Origin of the sequence: Brevibacillus sp. NL20B1, from assembly GCF_018195675.1 — a bacterium.
GTDB lineage: Bacteria > Bacillota > Bacilli > Brevibacillales > Brevibacillaceae > Brevibacillus > Brevibacillus aydinogluensis.
The window spans coordinates 97,163-119,493 of sequence record NZ_JAGTPT010000006.1 but is presented as its reverse complement, the minus strand read 5'-3'; the positions used below and the strand labels follow the sequence as shown (position 1 = coordinate 119,493).

The 22,331-nt window shown below is 57.7% G+C and carries 22 protein-coding genes and 1 pseudogene; 2 read left to right on the top strand and 21 right to left on the bottom strand.

Translation table 11 applies throughout. From position 1 onward, the window contains the following. Window positions 1–2: 2 nt before the first annotated feature. From KDN35_RS06280 to KDN35_RS06265, 4 genes are all read right to left on the bottom strand, one after another. A complete protein-coding gene (locus KDN35_RS06280; protein ID WP_171565582.1) occupies window positions 3–995 on the bottom strand; it encodes a thiamine pyrophosphate-dependent dehydrogenase E1 component subunit alpha in 993 nt (330 codons plus the stop codon). 27 nt (window positions 996–1,022) lie between these two features. Beyond that, window positions 1,023–2,444 carry a dihydrolipoyl dehydrogenase gene (gene lpdA, locus KDN35_RS06275; protein WP_171565583.1) on the bottom strand — a complete coding sequence of 474 codons (1,422 nt, stop codon included), beginning with the start codon at window positions 2,442–2,444 and terminating at the stop codon, window positions 1,023–1,025. 159 nt (window positions 2,445–2,603) lie between these two features. Next, window positions 2,604–3,695: a Glu/Leu/Phe/Val dehydrogenase dimerization domain-containing protein gene (locus KDN35_RS06270; protein ID WP_212132384.1), complete on the bottom strand. Its 1,092-nt coding sequence runs from the start codon at window positions 3,693–3,695 to the stop codon at window positions 2,604–2,606. A gap of 226 nt (window positions 3,696–3,921) precedes the next feature. After that, complete coding sequence (locus tag KDN35_RS06265; RefSeq protein WP_212132383.1) at window positions 3,922–5,988, bottom strand: sigma 54-interacting transcriptional regulator; 2,067 nt, start codon at window positions 5,986–5,988, stop codon at window positions 3,922–3,924. A 150-nt stretch (window positions 5,989–6,138) separates the two neighbouring features. Between KDN35_RS06265 and KDN35_RS06260 the strand changes: the two genes are divergently transcribed. Next, entirely contained in the window at window positions 6,139–6,402 is a 264-nt protein-coding gene (locus KDN35_RS06260) for a DUF2627 domain-containing protein (protein WP_171565701.1), read from the top strand. Window positions 6,403–6,425: 23 nt separating this feature from the next. On the opposite strand, the gene KDN35_RS06255 is transcribed toward KDN35_RS06260, so the two are convergent. From KDN35_RS06255 to KDN35_RS06225, 7 genes are all read right to left on the bottom strand, one after another. Continuing rightward, window positions 6,426–7,301, bottom strand: coding sequence for a UDP-N-acetylmuramyl pentapeptide phosphotransferase (locus tag KDN35_RS06255; protein WP_230076860.1), 876 nt, complete (start codon window positions 7,299–7,301; stop codon window positions 6,426–6,428). Further along, on the bottom strand, window positions 7,286–7,975 hold the full coding sequence (locus KDN35_RS06250) for a glycosyltransferase family 2 protein (RefSeq protein WP_212132382.1): 690 nt from the start codon (window positions 7,973–7,975) through the stop codon (window positions 7,286–7,288). The genes KDN35_RS06255 and KDN35_RS06250 overlap by 16 nt, the downstream gene beginning before the upstream one ends. Next, entirely contained in the window at window positions 7,962–8,519 is a 558-nt protein-coding gene (locus KDN35_RS06245) for a copper transporter (RefSeq protein ID WP_171565587.1), read from the bottom strand. Before KDN35_RS06245 ends, KDN35_RS06250 begins: the two co-directional genes overlap by 14 nt. Before the next feature lie 12 nt (window positions 8,520–8,531). Continuing rightward, the gene (gene steA / locus KDN35_RS06240; protein ID WP_171565588.1) at window positions 8,532–9,692 is read right to left on the bottom strand and encodes a putative cytokinetic ring protein SteA; all 1,161 of its coding nucleotides are present in this window, start codon (window positions 9,690–9,692) and stop codon (window positions 8,532–8,534) included. Window positions 9,693–9,836: 144 nt separating this feature from the next. Further along, a complete protein-coding gene (locus KDN35_RS06235; protein ID WP_171565589.1) occupies window positions 9,837–10,013 on the bottom strand; it encodes a DUF2759 family protein in 177 nt (58 codons plus the stop codon). Window positions 10,014–10,169: 156 nt separating this feature from the next. Beyond that, window positions 10,170–10,946, bottom strand: a complete 777-nt coding sequence (locus KDN35_RS06230) for a class I SAM-dependent methyltransferase (RefSeq protein WP_171565590.1) — start codon at window positions 10,944–10,946, stop codon at window positions 10,170–10,172. A gap of 51 nt (window positions 10,947–10,997) precedes the next feature. Beyond that, window positions 10,998–11,783: a class I SAM-dependent methyltransferase gene (locus tag KDN35_RS06225; protein ID WP_212132381.1), complete on the bottom strand. Its 786-nt coding sequence runs from the start codon at window positions 11,781–11,783 to the stop codon at window positions 10,998–11,000. A 119-nt stretch (window positions 11,784–11,902) separates the two neighbouring features. On the opposite strand from KDN35_RS06225, the gene KDN35_RS06220 reads away from it, so the two are divergent. Continuing rightward, window positions 11,903–12,769: a LysR family transcriptional regulator gene (locus KDN35_RS06220; protein WP_212132380.1), complete on the top strand. Its 867-nt coding sequence runs from the start codon at window positions 11,903–11,905 to the stop codon at window positions 12,767–12,769. Here the strand turns inward: KDN35_RS06220 and KDN35_RS20180 are convergent. The 10 genes and pseudogenes from KDN35_RS20180 to KDN35_RS06175 form a co-directional block, all read right to left on the bottom strand. Then, window positions 12,766–13,107 (bottom strand): metallophosphoesterase, encoded by a 342-nt coding sequence (locus KDN35_RS20180; protein ID WP_349290957.1) that lies wholly within the window; start codon window positions 13,105–13,107, stop codon window positions 12,766–12,768. The two genes, KDN35_RS06220 and KDN35_RS20180, sit on opposite strands and share 4 nt — an antisense overlap. A gap of 151 nt (window positions 13,108–13,258) precedes the next feature. Next, window positions 13,259–13,564, bottom strand: a pseudogene (locus tag KDN35_RS20175) (metallophosphoesterase); the annotation flags it as partial. A 46-nt stretch (window positions 13,565–13,610) separates the two neighbouring features. Further along, entirely contained in the window at window positions 13,611–14,189 is a 579-nt protein-coding gene (locus tag KDN35_RS06210; protein ID WP_171565594.1) for a beta-class carbonic anhydrase, read from the bottom strand. 174 nt (window positions 14,190–14,363) lie between these two features. Then, window positions 14,364–15,842, bottom strand: a complete 1,479-nt coding sequence (locus KDN35_RS06205; RefSeq protein WP_212132379.1) for an ATP-binding protein — start codon at window positions 15,840–15,842, stop codon at window positions 14,364–14,366. A gap of 22 nt (window positions 15,843–15,864) precedes the next feature. After that, window positions 15,865–16,269, bottom strand: a complete 405-nt coding sequence (locus KDN35_RS06200) for an ATP-binding protein (RefSeq protein ID WP_230076852.1) — start codon at window positions 16,267–16,269, stop codon at window positions 15,865–15,867. 255 nt (window positions 16,270–16,524) lie between these two features. After that, window positions 16,525–17,313, bottom strand: coding sequence for a sporulation transcription factor Spo0A (spo0A, locus tag KDN35_RS06195; protein WP_171565596.1), 789 nt, complete (start codon window positions 17,311–17,313; stop codon window positions 16,525–16,527). Window positions 17,314–17,744: 431 nt separating this feature from the next. After that, entirely contained in the window at window positions 17,745–19,076 is a 1,332-nt protein-coding gene (spoIVB, locus tag KDN35_RS06190; RefSeq protein ID WP_212132378.1) for a SpoIVB peptidase, read from the bottom strand. Window positions 19,077–19,228: 152 nt separating this feature from the next. Further along, window positions 19,229–20,959, bottom strand: coding sequence for a DNA repair protein RecN (gene recN, locus KDN35_RS06185; RefSeq protein ID WP_212132377.1), 1,731 nt, complete (start codon window positions 20,957–20,959; stop codon window positions 19,229–19,231). Between the two features lie 15 nt (window positions 20,960–20,974). Then, a complete protein-coding gene (gene ahrC / locus KDN35_RS06180; RefSeq protein ID WP_171565599.1) occupies window positions 20,975–21,424 on the bottom strand; it encodes a transcriptional regulator AhrC/ArgR in 450 nt (149 codons plus the stop codon). Window positions 21,425–21,429: 5 nt separating this feature from the next. After that, window positions 21,430–22,287 (bottom strand): NAD(+)/NADH kinase, encoded by an 858-nt coding sequence (locus KDN35_RS06175; protein ID WP_171565600.1) that lies wholly within the window; start codon window positions 22,285–22,287, stop codon window positions 21,430–21,432. Between the last annotated feature and the right edge of the window lie 44 nt (window positions 22,288–22,331).

The window sequence follows — 22,331 nt, the reverse complement described above, 5'->3', positions numbered from 1 at the left end:
CCTTATTCCCCGTACACGTGCGTGAGTGTCGATTCTGGCGTCGGATACGGTGCGTTTTCCGCATACTCTGTCGCCTCGTCCACTTCCATCTGCACGCGGGTCAGCAAATCCTGCTCTTTTTCATCATCCATCAGGCCCACTTCTCGCAGGTATCGGCCAAACAGCAGGATCGGGTCTTTTTTCTTCGCTTCTTCCACTTCTTCACGCGTCCGGTAGGTGCGGTCGTCATCGTCGCTGGAGTGGGGGACAAGGCGGTACATGACCGCTTCGATCAGCGTCGGACCTTCGCCGGAGCGTGCGCGCTCCACCGCTTCCTTCATTACCCGGTACACTTCAATCGGATCGTTGCCATCCACGCTGACGCCGGGGAAGCCGTACCCGATCGCCCGGTCTGCCACGCTTTCGCAGGCCAGCTGTTTTTTCAACGGCACGGAGATGGCGTATTTGTTGTTCTCGCAGAAGAAGATGACGGGCAGCTTGTGAACGCCGGCAAAGTTGGCCCCTTCATGGAAGTCCCCCTGGTTGCTGGAGCCTTCGCCAAACGACGTGTAGACGACGAAGTCCTTCTTTTGCATTTTGCCGGCAAGCGCAATGCCCACTGCGTGCGGCACCTGCGTCGTCACCGGACTGGATCCGGTCAGGATGTTCCACTTCTTGCCGCCAAAGTGGCCGGGCATCTGCCGGCCGCCGCTGTTCGGGTCTTCCGCCTTGGCGAACGCCGACAGCATGCAGTCCCGGGCAGTCTGTCCGAAGACGAGCACCACGCCGAGGTCACGGTAATACGGGCAGAGGTAGTCCTTTCCCTTCTGCAGGGCAAAGGCTGCTCCCACCTGGGCCGCTTCCTGCCCCTGGCAGGAAATGACAAACGGCACCTTGCCCGCCCGGTTCAACAGCCATTGACGTTCGTCAATCTTGCGCGCCAGGAGCATGTAATAGTACATGTCCAATACCTGCGCGTCCGTCAAGCCCACTTGTTCATGACGCTTGGTTGTCATCGTCGGATACCCTCCTTGCTAATCGCACTAAATGTGAATCGCCTTGCCGTCCACTGCCAGCGCCGCTTCCATGAGCGCTTCGGACAGGGTCGGATGCGGGTGTATGGCATGGCCGATTTCCCACGGAGCAGCATCCAGGACGCGGGCCAGTCCCGCTTCGGAAATCATGTCCGTCACGTGGGGGCCGATCATGTGCACGCCCAAAAGATCGTTGGTCTTCGCATCGGCCACCACCTTGACAAAGCCGTCGTTTTCGCCGTGGACGAGTGCTTTCCCCAACGGTTTGAAACTGAATTTGCCGACCTTTACGTCGTACCCCTGCCGGCGCGCTTCCGCTTCCGTCAGGCCGACATTGGCCACCTCAGGCCGACTGTATGTGCACTTTGGCACTTTGCTGTAATCCAGCGGCTCCGGATTGAGACCAGCCATGTGCTCCACGGCCAGGATGCCTTCGTGCGAGGCCACATGAGCAAGCTGCAGCCCGCCGATGACGTCGCCGATGGCGTAGATATGCGGCTCTGCCGTCTGAAAGTGCTCGTTGACGACGATCACGCCGCGCTCCACTTTGATCTCCGTCGCCTCCAGACCGATGTTTTCCACGTTGGCCTGCCGCCCGACGGATACCAACAGCTTTTCGGCCGCAAACGTCTGCACGCCGCTGGCCGTCTCTGCCTGAATCGAGACGCGGCCGTCCGCTTTCTCCAATGTCTCCGGCAGTACCTTTGCCCCGGTGACGATGTTCACCTTGCGCTTTTTCAGCAGGCGGGTCATCTCCTTGCTGATCTCCTCGTCTTCCAGCGGCAGAATCCGGTCGGCGTACTCCACCACCGTCACCTCGACGCCGAAGTCGTTCAGCATGGAGGCCCACTCAATGCCGATCACGCCGCCGCCGACGATTGTGACAGACGACGGCAGTTCTTCCCATTGCAGCGCTTCGTCGCTGGTGACCACTGCTGTGCCGTCAATCGTCAAGCCCGGCAGCGTCCGGGGGCGGGAACCGGTGGCGATGAGCAAAAAGCGGGGGACGAGCATCTCTTGGTCCCCGTTTGGCTTTTCCACCCGCACAGCCCCTGCCTGCGGCGAAAAAATCGACGGGCCCATGACGCGGCCGATCCCTTCAAAGACCGCGATGTTCCCTTTTTTCATCAGGTACTGCACGCCCTTGTGCAGTTGGTCGACGATCCCCTGCTTGCGCGACTGCACTTTGCGGAAGTCGTAGCCTACACTGTCGGCCGAGATGCCGTACTTGTCGCTTTCCTTCAGCGTCGCGTACACCTCGGCACTGCGCAGCAGCGCCTTGGAGGGGATGCAGCCTCGGTGCAGGCAGGTGCCGCCCAGCTTTTCCTTTTCGACGATCGCCACTTTCATCCCCAGCTGGGAGGCGCGGATCGCCGCGACGTAACCGCCTGTCCCGCCTCCCAACACGACGAGATCAAATTCCTGTGACATGCGTTCCATCTCCTTTCGTCCGTGGGGGAGCAGCTTAGGACCACTCCACCGTCCGGTATCGCGTCCGGCGAATTTGAACATTCACTCGGCTGTATGTATCGGGGCGTCCGCAGCGCTGCCGCGGGCGCTCCCGGAAAAGCCGCCGGTCAAACGGCGGTATTAGCGGTGGTAAACAGTCTTGCCGTTTCGCAGGAATGTGTTGCGGGATTTGGCGACGCTGGCGATGCGCTCTTCCGCCATGCGGTCAGCTGCCTTGTAGGACGGTACACCGTCGCGTTCAGCAATCTCGAATACCTTCAGGATGTTGTCGTAGATCGTCTCCACCTTTTTCAGCGCCCGCTCACGGTTGTAGCCCTGCAGTTCGTCCGCCACGTTGATCACGCCGCCCGCGTTGATGACGTAGTCCGGCGCGTAGATGATGCCCATTTCATGAATCATATCGCCATGCCGTTCTTCTTTCAACTGGTTGTTGGCCGCGCCGGCGATCACTTTCGCCTTTAGCAGCGGAATCGTGTCGTCGTTGATGATCGCCCCGAGCGCGCACGGCGAAAAGATGTCGCACTCGACACTGAAAATCTCGTTGACGCCGACCGCTTTCGCGCCAAAGTCCTCGACGGCCCGGTTGACGTTCTCCTCGTTGATGTCGGTCACGATCAGATGGGCACCTTCTTCATGCAGATGGCGGCAGAGGTTGTACGCCACGTTGCCCACGCCCTGCACCGCCACCACACGGCCCGACAGGTCGTCGCTGCCAAACGCCAGCTTGGCGGCTGCCTTCATGCCGCGGTATACGCCGTAGGCGGTTACCGGCGAGGGGTTGCCGCTGGAGCCGAACGCCGGAGAGACGCCGGTGACAAAGTCCGTTTCCAGATGGATCATGTCCATGTCGGCCACGGTCGTTCCCACATCCTCGGCGGTGATGTAGCGGCCGTTCAAGCCCTGGATGTAGCGGCCAAAGGCCCGGAACAGTTCCTCGCTCTTGTCTTTGCGCGGATCGCCGATGATCACGGCTTTCCCGCCGCCGATATTGAGGCCGGCCGCCGCATTTTTGTAGGTCATCCCGCGGGCGAGCCTGAGCACGTCGATGATTGCTTCTTCCTCGGACTTGTACGGCCACATGCGCGTGCCGCCCAGGGCCGGCCCCAGTGTCGTATCGTGAATGCAGATGATCGCTTTCAAACCGGAACTCTCGTCTTGACAGAAGACAAGCTGCTCGTAGTCGTATTTATGCATGTATTCGAAGATGTTCATGAGGAAACCTCCCTAGTATGTTTCGTCTTTGCAATCCGGCAGTCAAGCGGAGAGAACTCTTCTGCCTGCTCCCGATTGGTTTATAATGCAACAGTCATGCCATCGAAAGAGAAAATGAAAGCGCTTCAATTTTGTGCAGGAGCCATTCGGGCTTGGCAATTTCCTGCGCAATATTTTGCACAAACGAGCAAAAGGTTGCATGCAAAAAAATGCACGCTCGTCTCGCTCAGCTCTGCTCCTCGGTAATCCCCAGCTTTTCCAGCTTGTAATACAGGCTGCGGATTGAAATCCCCAGGCGTTTGGCCGCCAGCGTGCGGTTGCCGCGAGCGGCTGTCAGCTCGTGGATGATGTGCTGCCGCTCCGCTTCTTCCACCGCCTCCTTCAGCGTTTTACCCGTGGTGGCGGCAGTCTCCTGTCGCTGTCCGCCGTGGTTTCCGCTTTTTCGCTCCAGCGGAGGCAGATGCTCCGGCAGGATGACCCGCTCGCTGATCCGCATGTGGATCATCGCCCGGGCCAGCACGTTTTCCAACTCCCGCACATTGCCCGGCCAGTGGTAGGAGAGCAGGATGCGCAGCGTCTCCGGGGCGATCTCCTCGACGTTGCGTCCGTATTCCTGATTGTACTTGCGCAGCAGGTGCATGGCGAGCGGTTGTATGTCCTCCAGACGCTGCCGCAGCGGCGGGATATAGATCGGAACCACGAGGAGCCGGTAGTACAAGTCTTCCCGAAAACGGCCCGCTTGGATCGCTGATTCCAGATTGACGTGAGTGGCCGCGATGACGCGGACGTCGACGTCGATCGCCTTGGTCCCGCCGACGCGCACCACTTCCCTTTCCTGCAGAACGCGGAGCAGTTTGACCTGCATGCTCATCGACAGTTCGCCAATTTCATCGAGAAAAATGGTGCCGCCGCTGGCTTCCTCGAACAAGCCCCGCTTGCCGCCGCGCCGCGCGCCTGTAAATGCTCCCTCCTCGTAACCGAACAGTTCGCTCTCCAGCAGATGCTCCGAGATCGCTGCGCAGTTGACGCGGATGAACTGCTTGTACTTCCGTTCGCTGGCGTTGTGGATGGCGTGGGCGAACAGCTCCTTGCCCGTCCCCGATTCGCCGCGCAAGAGCACGGTCGCCCGGGTCAAGGCTGCCTTTTGCGCCTGTTCGATTGCCGACATCATCGGCTCGCTGAAGCCGATGATGTCGGCAAAGGTGTACTTGGCTTCCAGGGTGCGGATGATCTGGTGTGCCCGTTCCAGCTCTTCCGTCAGCCGTTTGATTTCCGATACGTCGTGGATCACCCCGACACTGCCTTTCAGCTCACCGTCCACCATGACCGGGGCCACGTTGACGACGACGTCTTTTCGTTTCGGTCCCACTTTCATATGTACGCCGCGAACCGGCTTTTTGGTCTTCAGCACACGCATGTGCATGCTGTCCCCTTCGGAGATGTCCACCGTTGCCGGTTTGCCAATGATGTCTTCGGGCTGCAGACCGGTCAGCCGGGTATACGCGGGATTGATCAGCAGGCCATTTCCCTTGGCATCTACGACCGAGATGGCCTCGTCAGACGAATGAATAATCGCCTGCAGCATGCTTTTCAGCTCTTTCAGGTCGGTCACTTCTTCCGCCAGTGTCATGATTTCCGTAATGTCGCGGAAGATGGCGACGGCGCCCACCACCTCGCCTTGTTCGTTGCGAACAGGAACGCGGTTGGTGATGATGCGCGTCTTATTGGGCAGCACCTGCTCCTGGTTGAGCTCCGGCTGCCCCGTTTCCAATACGATATGTAAGCGCGTGTTGGGGATCTTTTCCGAGGCGACCGTCCCCAGCACATCTGCTGCCTCCAGTCCCATCAGCCGTTCCGCTGCCCTGTTGAACAGGGTGATGATCCCCTGCCGGTTGACGGCGATGATCGCATCATGGGTGGAGTTGAGCATGGTCTCCCGCTCCCGCTGGTTCTGCGTCAGCGCGGCGATCAGCGCTTCCTTCTCGCTGATCAGCTTCATGATGATGCTGGTAAACGTCCCTGGAATCAGCGCCGTCTTTTCCTGTTTGAGGCGCAGGATCTCTTCATAGGCCGCCTGGTTGCCGGTCGCCTCCAGAATCACGTCCACATCCCTGGACAGATACGGCCGAAAATCTGTGCCGACCTCGATGCCCAGTGATCGGGCCAGTTCCAGTCCCGGTGCGTCGCTGCGCTCATCCACCACGGCGATGATCGTCATCTCCTCCATGTTGCTCAACAACCGCAGAAGCGCCGTTCCGCCCCGGCCGGCCCCGACGATGAGCAGCTTGTGCATGCGCGATCCCTCTTTCCACCAATCAGAAATCAGACTGTTACCATTGTACCCCATGCGCGCCCGGTTGGACAGGCGCATGTTCCGTTGGACAAGGTGCGACCCATCCATTATGATGGGAAGGGAGCACGTTGGAAAGGGGTGAACACGCCCTTGATCGGCCAAAAACTAATCGCGCTTATGATCATGGTCATTCCCGCAGCGCTTGCCATGTACGGAATCAAACTGATCCGCGATGCGCTTTTTTACTCCGCAACACCCGATGCAGATTTCCTCTGGGGAAAGCTGCTGCTCGGACTCGTGCTGTTCGCAGGCCCCGTCAGCTTTATCGGCGGGTTTATATTGCACCACGACCGGAAGCGGAACCGCGTACAGCCCCGCTTCATGAAACGCGATCCGGAAGACGACGAAGACTAGAACCAGGCCGTGACGACCTGGTTCTATTTCGTTTCAGCCGGCCGGCCCCACTGATCCAGCCGGTTCAGCCAGCCGACAGATTGGATCACGCGGGAAAAGGAGACGAATTCCGCCAACAGGTGGAGGATTGCAAACACGAGCAGCATGGCAATTTGCACGGCAAACGACAGGTTGGTCGCAAGGCTGAATCCAGCCGCGAACCCCAGATAGTTGGCCCCCGTGTCTCCCAGCATCAGGCGGCCTGCGGCGTCATGCCGAAACACCAGCGCAGCAGCAGCCGCCACGGGAACCATCCACACCCAGCAGGGAGCTTTTCCTGAAGCAAACGCCCCGCCTGCCACAGCCACAGCTGCGAGCAGCGCAAACACCTTGAGCGCGCGCGCCGGCCGCAGGTCAAACATGTTGAGTACGTTTGGCGACAGCGCCAGCAGACCGGCTGCTGCAAGCGCCGACAGCGTCTCCCCGTAAAGGGCGAGGCTGACCAACAGGGCCGTACTCCCGCCTCCCCACGCTTTCCACATGCCGCTGGTCATGCGCCGTTCCTTCCAGAGCGCGCCGAAGTGGCCGCGGAAGCCTTTTACCGCTTTGTCGGGACTGCAGTCGTCCAGCCAGCCCCAAAACGCCATCGACGCCGAACCGGCCAGAAACAAGACGCCCACGCGCAGCATGGCTGACGCTTCGGCGGCAAACAGGCAGACGAGCAGCATCGCCGCCTGCGCAGCGGCTGCATAACAAAACACTGCCACGCCTCCCCCGGTGATCACGTCTTCGTCCCTGAAATTTTTGCGGATCATGCCCTTCCTGCTAAGCATCCGCAAACATGCGGCAAACAGCAGGCGATGCCCGACCGCGGGGACGACGACGCCGAGAAAAAGCAGCGCCATCAGTTTCGCGTCCACACGCTTCCCTCCCACCATTTGCGGCCAAGTGCCCGGCCGATCGCCCAAAATTCTTTTCCCCGGTGGCAGTAACCAGCCCAATCATTTCCGGTCTCCCGATGGGCAAATGCAACCGGCACCTCCAGCACCCGGTACCCGGCCCGAAGCGCATCAATGGTCAACCCGACTTCGATGCCAAAGCCCTTGTCCAGACGCCCCATGCGTTCCAACACCTGGCGGCGAATGGCCCGCTGCCCCGACAGCGGCGCCTGTGCCCGATACCCGGTCAGCAGCCGGATGCCGTGACGCGCCAATCCTTTTGCCAATCCCACGCCCGCTTTTCGCGCCGGCGCGGGCAGTACGGCCACTGCCATGTCGCAGACGTCGCTGAGGACAGGAGCGATCAGGCGGTTCGCTTCTCCCGCGCTTTCCCGCAAATCGCCGTCCAACAGCAGCACGATGTCGCCAGCGGCACGCCGCCAGCCCGTCTGCAGCGCTGCCCCTTTGCCCTGGTTGCGCGGCAATCGGATTACCAGATCGGCCCAACTGTCCGCCAGTGCTCCCGTGCCGTCCGTACTGCCGTCATCGACGACGATCAGTTCGTCACAGATGACGTGCTCGCGGACAGCCTGCAGCGTGGACACGATGGAGTCGGCCTCGTTATAGGCGGGAATTACTACGCTAACTGTTTTCACGCGCCTCCCTCATTTCCGTCAGCAGCTTTTGCACGTTCTCCAGCAATCCCCACTGTTTGCTCGGCGAATCGGGCACCTCTTCGGCGTACAGCCAGCGGCAGTCGTTTGGCAGCGTCGACAGCCAGTCCGGCTGGACAGGGCCAAAGACCAACAGCGGCCCGTCCGACGGTATGCTTCCCTCCCGGTAGGCCAGCACGTTTACCCCGACGGAGCGGAATATCTGCTTGAGCCGCAGCAATTGCTGCTGATCGGCATGCCAGACGTACACGCTGCTCCCCTTCAGTTCATTGGCATAGCGGCTGGCCAGCAGCTGTTCCATTTCTTCGTGGTTCCGCTCCATTTCCGCCAAGATACGGTTTAGCTGCTGCTTCAGCTCGCTGTTGCTGCGCAGCGCCTGGTCGTACTTGGCTTCCATGTTTTTCAACACTTCCTGTTCCTTCAGTGCAAACCACGATTGCCCGGCCGTGCCTCCCAGCAGGATGCCGATCCCCAATGCGAGAAACACTGCAGCCAGCGACAACAGGTGATGACGAAAGTGAATCAATTCCGCCGCCTCCTAAAACGCCCAACTGCGCCACTGCATCCACCACATTTGCACGGCGTGGCGGGCGACCGGGTTGATTGCCAGAGCGGCCGCGACCGGAACGAGGGTGGCGGCGATCATCAGCGCCCACCAGTTCCACGACCAGCGCGGCTGGTAGAGCTGGCTGACGCCCTTGGCATCGATCAGCTTGGGCCCGATTTTGGTGCGTACCAGCAGGGTGCTGGCCATGCCTTTGCGTCCTTTCTCCAAAAAGTCAATCATATTGGAATGCGAGCCAATCGTGACGATCAGCTGCGCCTGTTCCTCATAGGCGAGCAGCATTGCGACATCTTCGCTGGTCCCCGGCGCGGGCAGGAGGTGATAGTGAAGCCCCAGCGCCTCGACCCTCTCCCGTCCGGGCGCGCTGCCATCGGGAAAAGCGTGGACCACTACCTCCGCCCCGCAGCACAGGGCGCGGTCGGAGATGCTGTCCATGTCCCCGACGATCAGATCGGGCGTATAGCCGCATTCCATCAACGCGTCCGCCCCGCCGTCCACAGCAATCAGCACCGGCCGGCACTCGCGGATGTAGGAGGAAAGCATCCGCAAATCCTCCCGATAATGCCGGCCGCGCACGACCACCACCACATGCCGGTTTGCCATCCGCGTGACCAAGGGCAACTTGCGCAGCGGATGGAGAAACAGTTCCTTTTCCCGTTCGGCGAACTGCAGGGTGTTGTCGATAAACGCGGCCAGCACGTCGTCCAGGCGGTCATCCGCTTCCTTTCGCCTCGCCGCGATCTCATCAGCGGTGACGGCCCGCACTGAGGCAACCGGACGCCACTGTCCGTCAGTGTGCACCAGCAGCGCATCGCCCGACACCGCCGCCCGTTTTCCGTCCAATTCCTCCACCAGACTGCTGTGTCCACCGACGACTTCGTACATGGGAATCCCTGCTTCCAGCAGTCTGCTCGCCCCTTCGGCGGGGTAGGTGCCGGTCATGAATGGGGAGAGGTTGATCACGGCCTGCACGTTGGCTTCCAGCAGCGAACGGGCCGCCATCTCATCGACATCGGCATGGTCCACCAGGGCGATTTGCCGGGGCTGAAGCCGTTTGCACAGTTGTTTGGTTTTACGGTCGGCCGCGATCGTCGCCGTGCATGCAAACATGCCGGTATCACTGCGCTTGCCCACCTTTCCCACCTCCATCCCTAGTATGCTAATCATTTCCGCCAGGCATGCAATTGGCGAAAAAGAAAGGAGGCCGCGCAATTTGCGCAGCCTCCACAGCAACCGCTTTCGTCCCCGCGAAAACGAACCTGTAAACGGGAACGACCCCTATACTCCTCTTGTCGCGTAGTAGATAATCAGACCGTCTGCGAACAGGAATACAGCCAGGGACAAAAGTCCGAATCCTACCGCAAACTTGTTTTTGGCTCTCGCGGAACGGATCACGCCCCAGAGGATGAAGAACGTGAACACGAACATGAGGATATCGAACAATGTAATTTTCATCCGTCAGACAACTCCTTTACAAAACTGACGCGCAGGAATAGAATGCCACTTTCATTATATAGAATCGCCCACGGGTATACAAGCAGTAGTGGAATTGTGACAAACGATTTCACAATTGTGGATTCACTGGGGAAGGGTGGTTACGGATAGTGTGTCTCATTGTTTCGTTCCTATCCAGATCGTCCAGCGATCCCGCTCCACGATGATCCCGTCTGAAGCAATCTCCTGCTTCATGGCATCGACCAGCGCGCGCAGCTCTTCGTCGGAAAGGGCGTGCAGGATCGAGCGGCCGTTTCGTTTGAGCAGATCCTGCTCCAGTTCCTCCCATCCCGAATAGACGCGGCGTGTCTCCCACAGCACATCCCTGTGTATCGCTTGAAAACCGGCTGTTCGCATCGCGTCCTGCACGTCGGAATCGGCTGGGCGGCGCTCTTTTTCCAGCTCCAGCAGACGCGGAAAGCGGGAAAAAAAGTATCCGCGCAGATGGGTGGGCGAACCCGGCAGGGACACATCCTCCATCGTCCGATCCTGCACGATCGCCAGACCGCCGGGAACAAGCAGGCGGGCGGCCTCGGCAAAGAACCCGTCCAGCTCGTCCAAATGATGAATCAACGCTCTGGCAAACACCACGTCGGTGCTTTCCCCCGGCATCCCTGTCCGCAGGGCGTCTCCGCGGACCAATGTTACGTTTGGACAGTCACGACAGGTCTCCTTTGCTGCCTCCAGCATAACTTGGGAAAAATCAACGCCGACCACCGCTGACGCTCCCATCTCCGCCCATGCTTTGGTGTATATCCCGCCGCCGCATCCGATGTCTGCCACGCGCCTGCCAACCGGGTCGAGCCATCCGCGAATGGCCTCCATCCAGCTTGCGTCCGCGCGCCTGCCAGCGTACGCATAACGATTCTGTTCCGCATGAAAATCTATTCGCATGGCCTGATCCGCTCCATGAATTCCAGCCGGTGCCAAATGGGATGGTTCATCTCACTTTCCCCCTTTTTGGCACAAGACCATCCACTCGTCGATCTGGTGCGACTGGACGCGTCCGTTCCGCACGTCCAGATTCCAGTATGCTTTCATCGCCTGCGGCGCATCCAGCAGGCAGCACTCCACTGCTTCCTCCTGCTCCTTGGATGAGGAGGTCCGGGCGACCCACTCTGAAAACAGGAAGCGCTTTTGGCGCAGGCGGTCCTTGCGTTCCATTAGGCCGTATTTCTGCAACAGTTGCCGCCACTCCGCTACCGACAGACAGCGCACGTGGCTGATGTCGCGCAATTTCTCCACCCGGTTGACAATCTCGGCCAACTCCGGTTCATCGGGCACCACGTTGTCGATCAGCAAAAACATGCCGCCAGGACGAAGCACACGGCTCGCCTCACGGACAAACGCGTCCGGGTCGGGAAAGTGATGGGCGGCAATGCGGCAGCATACGGCGTCAAACGATTCGGACAAAAACGGCAGGTGTTCCGCGTCCGCCTGCACGTACACAAGATTCGTCAATCCGGCCTCCCGGTGAGCATTAGCTGCAGCCTCCAGCATCGGTGCAGTCAGGTCGGTGGCCACAACGAAGCGGCAGTGCGGAGCCAGCGTTTTGGCCACATGGCCGCCGCCGGTCGCCACATCCAGCACCACCCAATCGCCGCGTGGCTTCAGCCATTCGACCAGGAGCGGCAAGTCCTCCCCCTTGGCGTGCGTCGCGCTGGTCACATATGACTCGGCGTGGAGGCCGAATTGTTGTTGAACCGTTGTTTTCACGTCATCCTGTCTCATGGAGACCACCTCCTGATCCCATCCTATTCCATACACAAACCGCTTTGTTATAGAATATGAATAACAAGCTATCCATCTATTCGATAACTTCAACAACCAGATCGTTTCAGGAGGTTCCCATGGATTTGCAAAGCCTGGAGGTGTTTTTGGCGATTGCCCGGTACGGTTCGCTGAACCGGGCGGCCCAAGCCATGTTTCTCGCCCAATCCACCGTGACGCACCGGCTCAAGCAGTTGGAACGGCAAGTGGGCACACCGCTATTCGTCCGCACCGCTACAGGCGTCAGCCTGACCGGGGAAGGGAGGCGCCTTCTGCCGGTTGCGGCCTCCGTAGTCGAACAGCTCCGTGCATTTACCCAGCACAGGGAAAAGCCTCAGGCGCTGACAATCGTCGCTGGCAAAGCGTTCGCGTCGTACGAGCTGCCCCGCCTGATCGGCGAGTACCGGCGCGCTCACCCGCACTTTACCTGTTTCGTCCGCTCCACGCTTTACGAGGAATCAATCGCCGCCCTCCTCACCGGTGCCGCCGACATCGCCTTTCTTGGCCACGAGGTGTACCATCCGCACATTCATCAGGAGTTCCTGCCCTGCGACCGGATTCTCCTGGTGACCGATCCCGAACATCCGTGGGCAAGCGGATTCCCCGGTTTTTCCCACTGGGGAGCAGAGCCCGTCATCGCGTTCGGCGACCATACCGCGCCGTTCCGGCAGCGGGTTGACCGGTTCCTGGCGCAGCACGGCGTATTTCCCAACGTCGTCATGGAACTGGACAGTTTCAGTGCAGTCAAAAAAATGGTCCTCCAGCAGCTCGGTGTCACCATGCTGCCGGAACGAACCATTCGGGAAGAGGTGGACGCGGGACGACTGATTGCCATGGACATCGCCAACGGCCAACTGACCCGCCCCACCTTGATTGCCTACCTGCATGCCAAAAAGGAGGACGACGCATTTCAGCAGTTTGTCCAGTGGATCAAAAGCGCCTACTAAACCAGCGTGAGGACGGTCACTTCCGGCCGGCAGAGAAACCGGACCGGCAAAATGGTCGTGCCCAATCCCCTGCTGGTATAGACCGGCATCTTGCGCTCGCCTGCCTGCATCAGGCCGGACACGTATTTTTGGCCAAGCGGTGGTGTCAATACGTGGCCGATGAGCGGGAGGCGCACCTGTCCGCCGTGACTGTGGCCGGACAACTGCAGATGGACATGATGACGGGCAGCCACATCGGCAAAGTCCGGTTCGTGCACAAGCAGGGCCTGGGGCAATGCCCGCCAATGCCGCCTGCACGTCAGGCGTGCCGTGCAGCACGTCGTCCACGCCGGCCACATAGAGACCGGCCCCTTTGTACTCTGTCCGCACATGTCGGTTGTCCAGGACCTGAAAGTCCGCATCCACGAGCGCCTGGTGGATAACATCCTGCTGCCCGTAGCGCCAGTCGTGGTTGCCCAGTACGGCAAACTTGCCGAGCGGCGCCTGCAGTCCCCGCAGCACGGGAACCGCCGCCGACAGCAGCCGCGTGCTCTCGTCCACCAGGTCGCCGGTAAAGCAGATCAGATCTGGCTTCTCCCGATTGATCACATCCACCACGCGCTGCAGTTGTTCCAACCCCCAGTACGGTCCCAGGTGCGTGTCGCTAAAATGGACCAGACGGACACCTTTCAGCGCCTGCGGCCAATCGGGAAGTGTGATCGACAGCGAGACCACTTCCAGTTGATGCCGTTCCCACCCGTATCCGTAGGCTCCGCACAGTGCCCCCACCCCGAGCAGCCCCAGGAGCCAGTGCATGCCTTTTGTCATAAAACGCCTCCGGGTAATGACATCCAACCGCCGCTTACTCGTCGCAAGCGATTCTCTCATAGCCGTTGACGACCAGGTCCAGCTGCCCGGTCTCCGGATTGATTAACAGGCCGTGCACCGGCACCCCGCACGGCAGCAGTGGGTGGTTTGAAATAACCTCGACGCTTCGTTTCACGCTTTCCTCCACGCTGTCAAAGCCGCGCAGCCAGGTCTTCAGATTGATCCCGGCATTTAGCAGCAAGGAAATCGTCTCGTCGGTAATCCCCTGCTGTTTCATTCTGTTCAGCATGTCTTCGGCGGAGATCATGCTCATCCCGCAGTCGTAATGTCCCACGACCATCACTTCTTCCGCGTTCAAGGCATACAGCGCGACGAGGATGCTGCGCATGACACTGCCAAATGGATGGGACACGATCGCCCCCGCACTCTTCACGTGCTTGAAATCCCCGTTGCGCAAATTCATCGCCTTGGGCAGCAGTTCTTCCAGCCGGGTATCCATACAGGACAGGATCACCAGACGCTTGTCCGGGAATTTGGTTGTCTTGAATGCCTCGTATTCCCCACGAGCGACAAACCCGCGGTTGTACGCGAGAATCTCTTCCAGTTTGGTCATGCGTGATCACCACTCTTTGCAAGGGTTATTTCCTCATTGTACTAGAAAGAAGCAGGGAATCAACACATTGCGAGAAGTCCGCCAACGCAATGTGCCTGCTCGCAGCATGGAGGCTAGGCAAAAAGAACCCCCTCTTGGATAAGGGGGCAGGTTTCCAGAAAATGCTTTCCATATTTATTGAAGCTCCTCCAAGGCTTGCTGCAGCGTGGCCTTGGTCACCACCTTTTCAGTAAACGCAATGCCCAATTCGATCATGGTGTTGGCGATTTCCGGGCGAATCCCGGTGATGATCGCCTTGCATCCGAGCAGTCCGATTCCTTCTACGATGCGAAACAAATGGCCCACCACGGCTGTGTCCATAAACGCCACACCGGACAAATCAATAATAATTTTTTGAATCTTCAGGTTGGCAATTTGATTGAGCGTCCGCTCCTGCACTTTTTTCGCCCGATAGGTATCCAGGGTGCCGACAATGGGCAGCACCGCCATGGAAGCGGATAACGGAATGATGGGAACCGACAGGTCATCTATCGTTTCACGGTGGGAACGCAGCAGTTCATCCTTGTACTCGATGTAACTGGAGAAATAGTGGAAAATGTAATGATCCAAGAGAAAATTCGTTTTGATGCCAAGCTGGAAGACACCTTCCATGTCCAGTCCGACATTCTGATAATAGTTATGTAATAAATTCCAATACACCTTGCGAAACGCCTGGATCAATTCCAGTTTGATGACGAGCGGGACATCATTTCTCGCACCCGTCTTGCCCAGTTCCTTCGCGAGCATCGTCAGCTCATGCTGCCGCTCTTCGACCAGGAGTTTGGCCATTCTGACAAAAATGTCCCCTACATTAATATTGTACATGGAGTCGGCGATGAGCTGGTTGGTCCCTTTCGTTTCGTGGGCAAACAGCTCGTGAAAGCGATCTTCATTCATGGCGAAATACTCTTGAAAACTCTGGCCTTCCACGTATTGCATGTTCATATCCATCACTCCAATTTGTTCGATCATTTCAATCGGAAACTGAATGGTGAATGTTGTGCCGATGCCTTCTGTACTCTTTACCTCAATGGTTCCTCCATGTTGATAAATGGTTGAAAACACCTGTGTCAGGCCCATGCCCGTCCCCTCATCTTTTGTTGTGAAGAAGGGAGTACCCAACAGTTGAAGCTTTTCCCTCGGCACACCGACTCCTGTGTCCGAAATGCTGACGTACACAAAGTCACCCATACGGTAATGGTCGATGGTGATGATGCCTTCATGGGGAATGGCTTCAAACGCATTTTTCAAGAGATTGAAAAAGGCTTTCTTCAACTGGTTGCGTTTTCCCCAGATAACTTCATCACAATTGCGAAAGTTCCGGACAATTTGCACCCGATAGATTTGATCCTGAAATAAGTAGAGCAGAGACTCCAATTCGGAACAGAGATTGATCGAAAGATACGACTCTTCTTCCAAATCAGGTTTGGATACCTGCAGCAAATCCTGCAGCGTCGCAATCGCCTGGTCCAGTTCGGAACAGGCAATATCCAAATACCCATGGGAAATCTCTTCCTTGAGCAGCTGCAAAAATCCCTTCACTGCGGTTAACGGATTTCTCACTTCATGTGCGATCCCCGCTGCAATTTGGCCGATCGAAGCAAGGCGGCTCAAGGTATCTTCTGTCTTTTGTGTGTTATGGCTGCTTGGTTGCCCATTTGATTGCAACGATCCTCGTTCCTCTCCTTGAAGTTTCGATGTGGAATTCATCCATCAGTCGCTTTACGCCGGATAAGCCGAGTCCCAATCCTCGTGACGACGATCGCCGTTTGCCGTTGATCACGTCCTCAACATCGAGAATTCCCGGCCCTTCATCGGTAACGACCAAGCGTATTCCCTGTTCGAGCAATTCACAACAAATGATCCCCTTGCTGAAGGCGTGATCCAGTATGTTTCGGGTTAACTCTGACACGCTCACGAAAATCTTCTGCTGATCCGCCTCGGAAAAAGGGAGCTGCTTCATAAAATGACGAACCGTACTTAACGCAAAATAAATATCGTCTTCGGAAGAGATATTCACTTTTTGATAGGTGATCGGCACAGGAATCCTCCAAGGAACCAAACAAATTTCATTTTAATTTGGTTATAATGATGTTTATGAATATATCAATAAAGAATTATGTACTGCTCATCACTTCTGGCAGCAAGATATCCCGGGCATGTCTCATCCGGCCTTACCCCCTTCTGGATTGTAAAAAAATACCACTTCTTCATTGGTCATACGGAACCAATAAACAAGCGGTACTCGTAATGCTTCCAATTGTCAGTATCTTTGATACATCTATTTTCTTTTTTCTCAGCTTATTTTCGCTTCAATCCGCAGCTTATCAGCCACCATGGCAATAAACTCGGAGTTGGTCGGCTTTGCCTTTGTGTTGGAGACGGTGTAGCCGAACAAGCTGGAGATGGAATCCAGATTCCCCCGCGACCAGGCGACTTCGATGGCGTGGCGGATGGCACGCTCCACCCGGCTGGCTGTCGTGTTGAACTTTTTGGCGATGTCGGGGTACAGCACTTTGGTGATCGAACCGAGCAATTCCACATCGTTGTACACCATCGTGATCGCTTCGCGCAGGTACAAATACCCCTTGATGTGGGCAGGCACACCGATCTCGTGAATGATGCTGGTAATGCTGGCATCCAGATTGCGCCCTCTCACCGCCAGCGACGACTGCGGCTTGACGGCGCTGATAAACGAACCGGTCGGCTTGCTGCTGGTCATCTGGCGGATGCGTTGAGCCAGCACTTCCATGTCAAACGGTTTCAAAATGTAGTAGGCAGCTCCCAGTTCCACCGCTTTTTTCGTGATTTCTTCCTGACCAAACGCGGTCAGCATGATGATTTTGGGCTGCGGAGACAGACGCATGGCCTGAATCTGCTCCAGCACCGCCAGGCCATCGAGGTGCGGCATGATAATATCGAGAATCAGTACATCCGGCACGCTCTCCTGAAGCAGACGAATGACATCGTTGCCGTTGTACGCCACCCCGACGACGTTCATGTCATGCTGGCTGCTGATGTACTCTTCCAGCAGGTTCACAAATTCCCGATTATCATCTGCCAACAACACGTCAATCTTGTTCAAGGTCGTTCCTCCTTACAATCAACATCTATTTTGGAAAGAAGGTGGAATTGGTGATCTCAGAAGTATGTAAACGATCGGAATCTGTCCAAACCATCTTTTCACATGAAAAATTATTCGACAAACCCCAGGTCATTCCTGCCAATGACGAAAGATTGAATGATTTTTCCGATATTTCGACAATTCACAACTACTTTTCGTCAGTATGCGTTCCCCCGTCGGCCGTCACTTGCGAAAAATGCGGCTGGATGCGGCAGCCCCCTTCCTTTTGCGCCCTGCACGTCTGGGCGATATCCGGTAAGGGACGCCCGCATAGAGAAGAGCCGCCGCGCCCAACGGGAGAGCGCTGACGGCTATTGAAGCGTGCTTCGGTTAGGGGCGTTTTTGCACGTCCCGCAAAGCCATGCGTTCGTGCCTGTAAGCTGGTCCTTACGCTATGCTGCACTCCCGATCGGCGCTTTGCCTTGCTGCGAGCGGACGGGTATGCCTGCCTCTTGCAGCATCCATTCAATGTAGCAGCCGTATCCCGAGGTGGGATCGTTGACAAACACGTGTGTGACCGCCCCGACAATCTTACCGTCTTGGATAATCGGACTGCCGCTCATCCCCTGAACGATGCCGCCGGTTTTCTCCAGCAGACGCTTGTCCGTTACTTTGATAATCATGCCCTTCGTGGCGGGGAAATGCTGCTTGACGACATTGACGATCTCTATGGAGAACTCCTCCACTTTTTGGCCGTCCACCACCGTGAGAATTTTGGCCGGCCCCTCCTTCACCTGCTCGGCAAGGGCGATCGGCATCGGCTCATTGTACAAACCGCGCTTTGGCTGCTCTTTCATCTTGCCAAAGATGCCGAACGGCGTGTTTTTGGTGATCGTCCCCAGGACTTCGCTTTCGTTGTAAAAGCGGGCAAATTTCTCCCCCGGGTTGCCGCTCTGTCCTTTTTCAATGGAGGTTACGCTGGCTGCGACGATCTGGCCGTCGCCCACGGCAATTGCCTGGCCGGTGTCCACGTCAGAGATCACGTGGCCCAACGCACCGTACGCCTTGGTATTGGGGTCAATAAACGTCAGTGTACCGACACCGGCTGCAGAATCGCGGATGTATAGCCCCATGCGGTACTCGTTGTCTTTTTTGTCTTTTGCCGGGTGCAGGGTCATGTTGAGCTTTTCCTTGCCGCGTACGACCAGCAGCTGTACGGGGGTGTTGCGCTCCCCTGCTTCGTTGACCAGTTTCTTGACATCATTCATGTCGTTGATGTACAGATCGTTTATCTTGACGATCATGTCCCCGACATGAATACCCGCTCGCTCCCCGGGCGAAACCTTTTCCTTGCCTGTGTCCACGAGATGGTGTCCGACGACGAGCACGCCCGCCGTCTGCAACTTGACGCCGATCGATTGTCCCCCGGGGATGACCCGCAAATCGGGCAGCACGTTTACGTTGACAGCGGTCAGCGGAACGTTGTGCCACTTGACCTGCAGCTGTGCCTGACCTGCGCGGCGCGGCTCGACAGACAGCGGTTTGCTCAAGTCGACGGTGACTTCCCGCGTCTTTGCTCCGTTTACGTGCAAAATGTCGGGGTTGCTGTTGATCAACGTCCCCATGACGGGCACGGAGACGCGAAGCTGTTGCAGTGAACCTTCCATCAAGCGCAATTCATGGGGGAAAGAAGTCAGGTCGCGGAACGGGGTGGAACTCACGACGAGCGCCGTGATGAGGAGAAGGAGACTTCCCATCCATTTTCTTCTGTTGTGACGGATCACCAGCAATCACTCCTACCGTTCCCTACCTACACCTACCTGATACACCTCCACCTTGTGTAGTTATAATGTTGCCTGCGCCCCAACGGATTATGTCAGGAAAATCACCCACGCACACACGCGGGAATGCGCCATCCGCCCCGTAAAAAAAGCTGTCAAACGCCGTTGACAGCTTTTCGTCGTTGCCCCAGCAAAATCATTTCGCGGGCATGTTCTTCGGTTTTGGACGTGACTTCGGCACCGCCCAGCATCCGGGCCAACTCCTTGACGCGCTCTTCGTCGGAGAGCCGCTCTACCACCGTCATCGTCTCGTGCTCACTCATTTCCTTGCGAATCAGGAAATGCGCGTCAGCCAACGATGCCACCTGCGGCAGATGGGTGATGCAAAGAACCTGCCGTTTCTGTGCCACGCGGGCCAGTTTCTCCGCAATCGCCTGGGCCGCCCTGCCGCTCACGCCGGTATCCACTTCGTCGAAAATCAGCGTCTGGACCTGATCGGTGCCGGCCAGGATCGTCTTGATCGCCAGCATGACCCGGGACAGTTCTCCGCCAGACGCGATCTTGGCCAGCGGACGAAGCGGCTCGCCCGGGTTGGGGGAGATGAGAAACTCCACCTGATCAATGCCGTTTGCATCGACGCGCCATTTGGCACCTTCCAGCTCAATCCCGTCCTCATCCGGCACCCGGCGGACGTCGATTGCGAAACGGGCCCGTTCCATGTGCAGATCTTTTAACTGCTGCTCAATCTCCCGCGCCAGCCGTTCGGCGCATTCGCGGCGGATCACGGACAGTTCCTGCGCTTCCACGGCCAGATCGGCCGCCAGTTCGCTCAGCCGGTGCTCCAACTGCTGCAGGCGATCCTCATAGTGCTGCATCTCGTCCAGCTCGTCCTGGATCGCAGCGGCGTACTCCAGAATGTCGTCCACGTTTTTGCCGTACTTGCGTTTCAGGTTCTGGATCTGGTCAAGCCGCTGCTCCACTTCCGCCAACTGCTCCGGTTCGAAGTCAAGCTGGTCGCTGAGCTGGCGAAGCTGCTGCACCACGTCTTCCATCTGATAGTATGCGCTCTGAACCGATTCCACAATCGGCGCGAGCTGCTCTTCGTACGACGCGATCCGCTCCAGCTCGCTCATCGCGTGGCCGAGCCAATCAAGTCCCCGCTGATCGCCGTAGAGGGCGCGGTAGGCGTCCTGTATGCCGGCGTACACCTTTTCAATGTTCATCCATTTTTTTCGCTGTTTGAGCAGTTTCTCGTCTTCCCCCGGGGTCAGGGCGGCCGCCTCGATCTCGTTCAACTGGTATTGAAGCAGGTCAATCCGCTGCACCAGTTCCCGCTCGTTGCGAGCCATCCGCTCCAGGTCCTGTCTGGTCTTTTTGTAGGCGGCGTAAAGCTGAGCGTACTCCTTTTTGGCTGGGCCCAACTCCGCCTCGCCGTACGCGTCCAGCCAGTTGATGTGCTTGTCCGCCTGCATCAGCATGTGGGTGTCGTGCTGGCCGTGCACGGTCACCAGCCACGGCCCCAGCTCCCGCAGCATTGCCAGGGTGACCAACTGGCCGTTGATGCGGATGATGCTTTTGCCCTGGCTGGAGATGTCGCGGCGCACGACCAGCGTGCCGTCCTGCTCCACAGCGACGCCGAAGCTCTCGCACAGGGCCAGCGCCGGGTGGCCGGCGGGCAGTTCAAACAACCCTTCCACTTCAGCCCGCGTCTCTCCGTAACGGACAAAGTCTGCGGAAGCTCGCCCGCCAAGAAGCAGGCCGAGCGCGTCGATGATGATTGACTTCCCTGCGCCGGTCTCCCCCGTGAGGATGTTTAGTCCGCGTTGAAAGGAAATCGTGACCGATTTGATGATGGCAAAATTGCGAATGGACAGTTCCAACAGCATCGTGTGCAACCACCTTTACAACATGTCCAGGAAGCGCTGGGTGACTTCCCGGGAGTTCTCCTTTGAGCGGCAGATGATGAGAATGGTGTTGTCGCCGCTGATGGTGCCCATGATCTCCTCCCAGGACAGGTTGTCAATCAGTTCGGCTACAGCATTGGCGTGGCCTGACAATGTTTTCAGCACAATGAAGTGGTCGGCGTAGTCGATGCTCACGTAGGAGTCCACCAGCATCCGCTTCAGTTTTTGGATCGGGTTGAACTTCTGCTCGACAGGCATCGAATACTTGTAGCGTCCGTCCGGAAGCGGCACTTTCACCAGGTGCAGCTCTTTGATATCCCTTGATACGGTGGCCTGGGTCACGTTGAACCCTGCTTCCCGCAGACGGTCCACCAGTTCGTCCTGGGTCTCCACTTCGTAATTGCTGATGATTTCCCTGATGCGAATCTGTCGTTGTCCTTTGTTCATTGCCATTACTCCCACTCACCTTGTAGTTTCGTGCGTATCGTTTCAAAAAAGCCGCCTGTTTTCCACTTGATCAGCGGCGTGACATGCGGGGACTTCTTGACAAAAATCTGGTCGCCGCCTTCCAGCCGATAGCCAAACTGGCCGTCGATGGACAGTCCCATCTCCTGGTGGATGGCATCCACCTCGATGCGAATGATCTGATTGGCCGACAGCACCATCGGACGGGCGGTCAGCGAATGTGGGGCCACCGGTGTCAATAGCAGCATATCCACGTTGGGTGCCACGATTGGCCCTCCCGCCGACAAGGAATAGGCGGTCGAGCCGGTCGGACTGGAGACGATCACACCGTCGCCGCTGAACGTCGCCACATAGTCGTCATCCACGTACACGGCGCATTGGATAATCCGGCAAAACGAGCCTTTGGCGATGCCGATATCGTTCATCGCGGTGTAGCTGGCCAGCGCCGTCCCGTTTCGCACCAGCGTCGCCTCCAGCATGGTCCGCTCCTCGATGTCGTACTTGCCGGAGAGCAGATTGTCCACGGCTACAGGCAGATCGTCCGGATCTGCTTCCGACAAAAAGCCGAGCGTCCCCAGATTGATGCCAAGTATCGGCAAGGAGCGGCCGGCCAACTGGCGGGCTATCCCAAGCAGCGTCCCATCGCCGCCCAAGACACACAGCAGTTGTGCTTCCCGGCCGATTTTTTCCAGCGAGGCTGCCAGCTCGGACCGCCCGACATCCGAGGCAATATGTTCATCAAGCAGGACGCGGGCCCCTCTCGCTTCCAGCAGGTACATCAACTCTCTGGCCACGATTCGGGCTTCCGGCTTCCCTTTGTTTGCTACGATACCAATCGATTTCATACGGCCCTCCCAAACGTCGTTGGTTGGAAATCCTTATACAAGTA

Coding starts and splice junctions, on each gene's coding strand:
- KDN35_RS06280 (WP_171565582.1), bottom strand. CDS start 995: ATGACAACCAAGCGTCATGAACAAGTGGGCTTGACGGACGCGCAGGTA.
- lpdA (WP_171565583.1), bottom strand. CDS start 2,444: ATGTCACAGGAATTTGATCTCGTCGTGTTGGGAGGCGGGACAGGCGGT.
- KDN35_RS06270 (WP_212132384.1), bottom strand. CDS start 3,695: ATGAACATCTTCGAATACATGCATAAATACGACTACGAGCAGCTTGTC.
- KDN35_RS06265 (WP_212132383.1), bottom strand. CDS start 5,988: ATGCACAAGCTGCTCATCGTCGGGGCCGGCCGGGGCGGAACGGCGCTT.
- KDN35_RS06235 (WP_171565589.1), bottom strand. CDS start 10,013: ATGAAAATTACATTGTTCGATATCCTCATGTTCGTGTTCACGTTCTTC.
- KDN35_RS06230 (WP_171565590.1), bottom strand. CDS start 10,946: ATGCGAATAGATTTTCATGCGGAACAGAATCGTTATGCGTACGCTGGC.
- KDN35_RS06225 (WP_212132381.1), bottom strand. CDS start 11,783: ATGAGACAGGATGACGTGAAAACAACGGTTCAACAACAATTCGGCCTC.
- KDN35_RS06220 (WP_212132380.1), top strand. CDS start 11,903: ATGGATTTGCAAAGCCTGGAGGTGTTTTTGGCGATTGCCCGGTACGGT.
- KDN35_RS20180 (WP_349290957.1), bottom strand. CDS start 13,107: ATGTGGCCGGCGTGGACGACGTGCTGCACGGCACGCCTGACGTGCAGG.
- KDN35_RS06210 (WP_171565594.1), bottom strand. CDS start 14,189: ATGACCAAACTGGAAGAGATTCTCGCGTACAACCGCGGGTTTGTCGCT.
- recN (WP_212132377.1), bottom strand. CDS start 20,959: ATGCTGTTGGAACTGTCCATTCGCAATTTTGCCATCATCAAATCGGTC.
- ahrC (WP_171565599.1), bottom strand. CDS start 21,424: ATGAACAAAGGACAACGACAGATTCGCATCAGGGAAATCATCAGCAAT.
- KDN35_RS06175 (WP_171565600.1), bottom strand. CDS start 22,287: ATGAAATCGATTGGTATCGTAGCAAACAAAGGGAAGCCGGAAGCCCGA.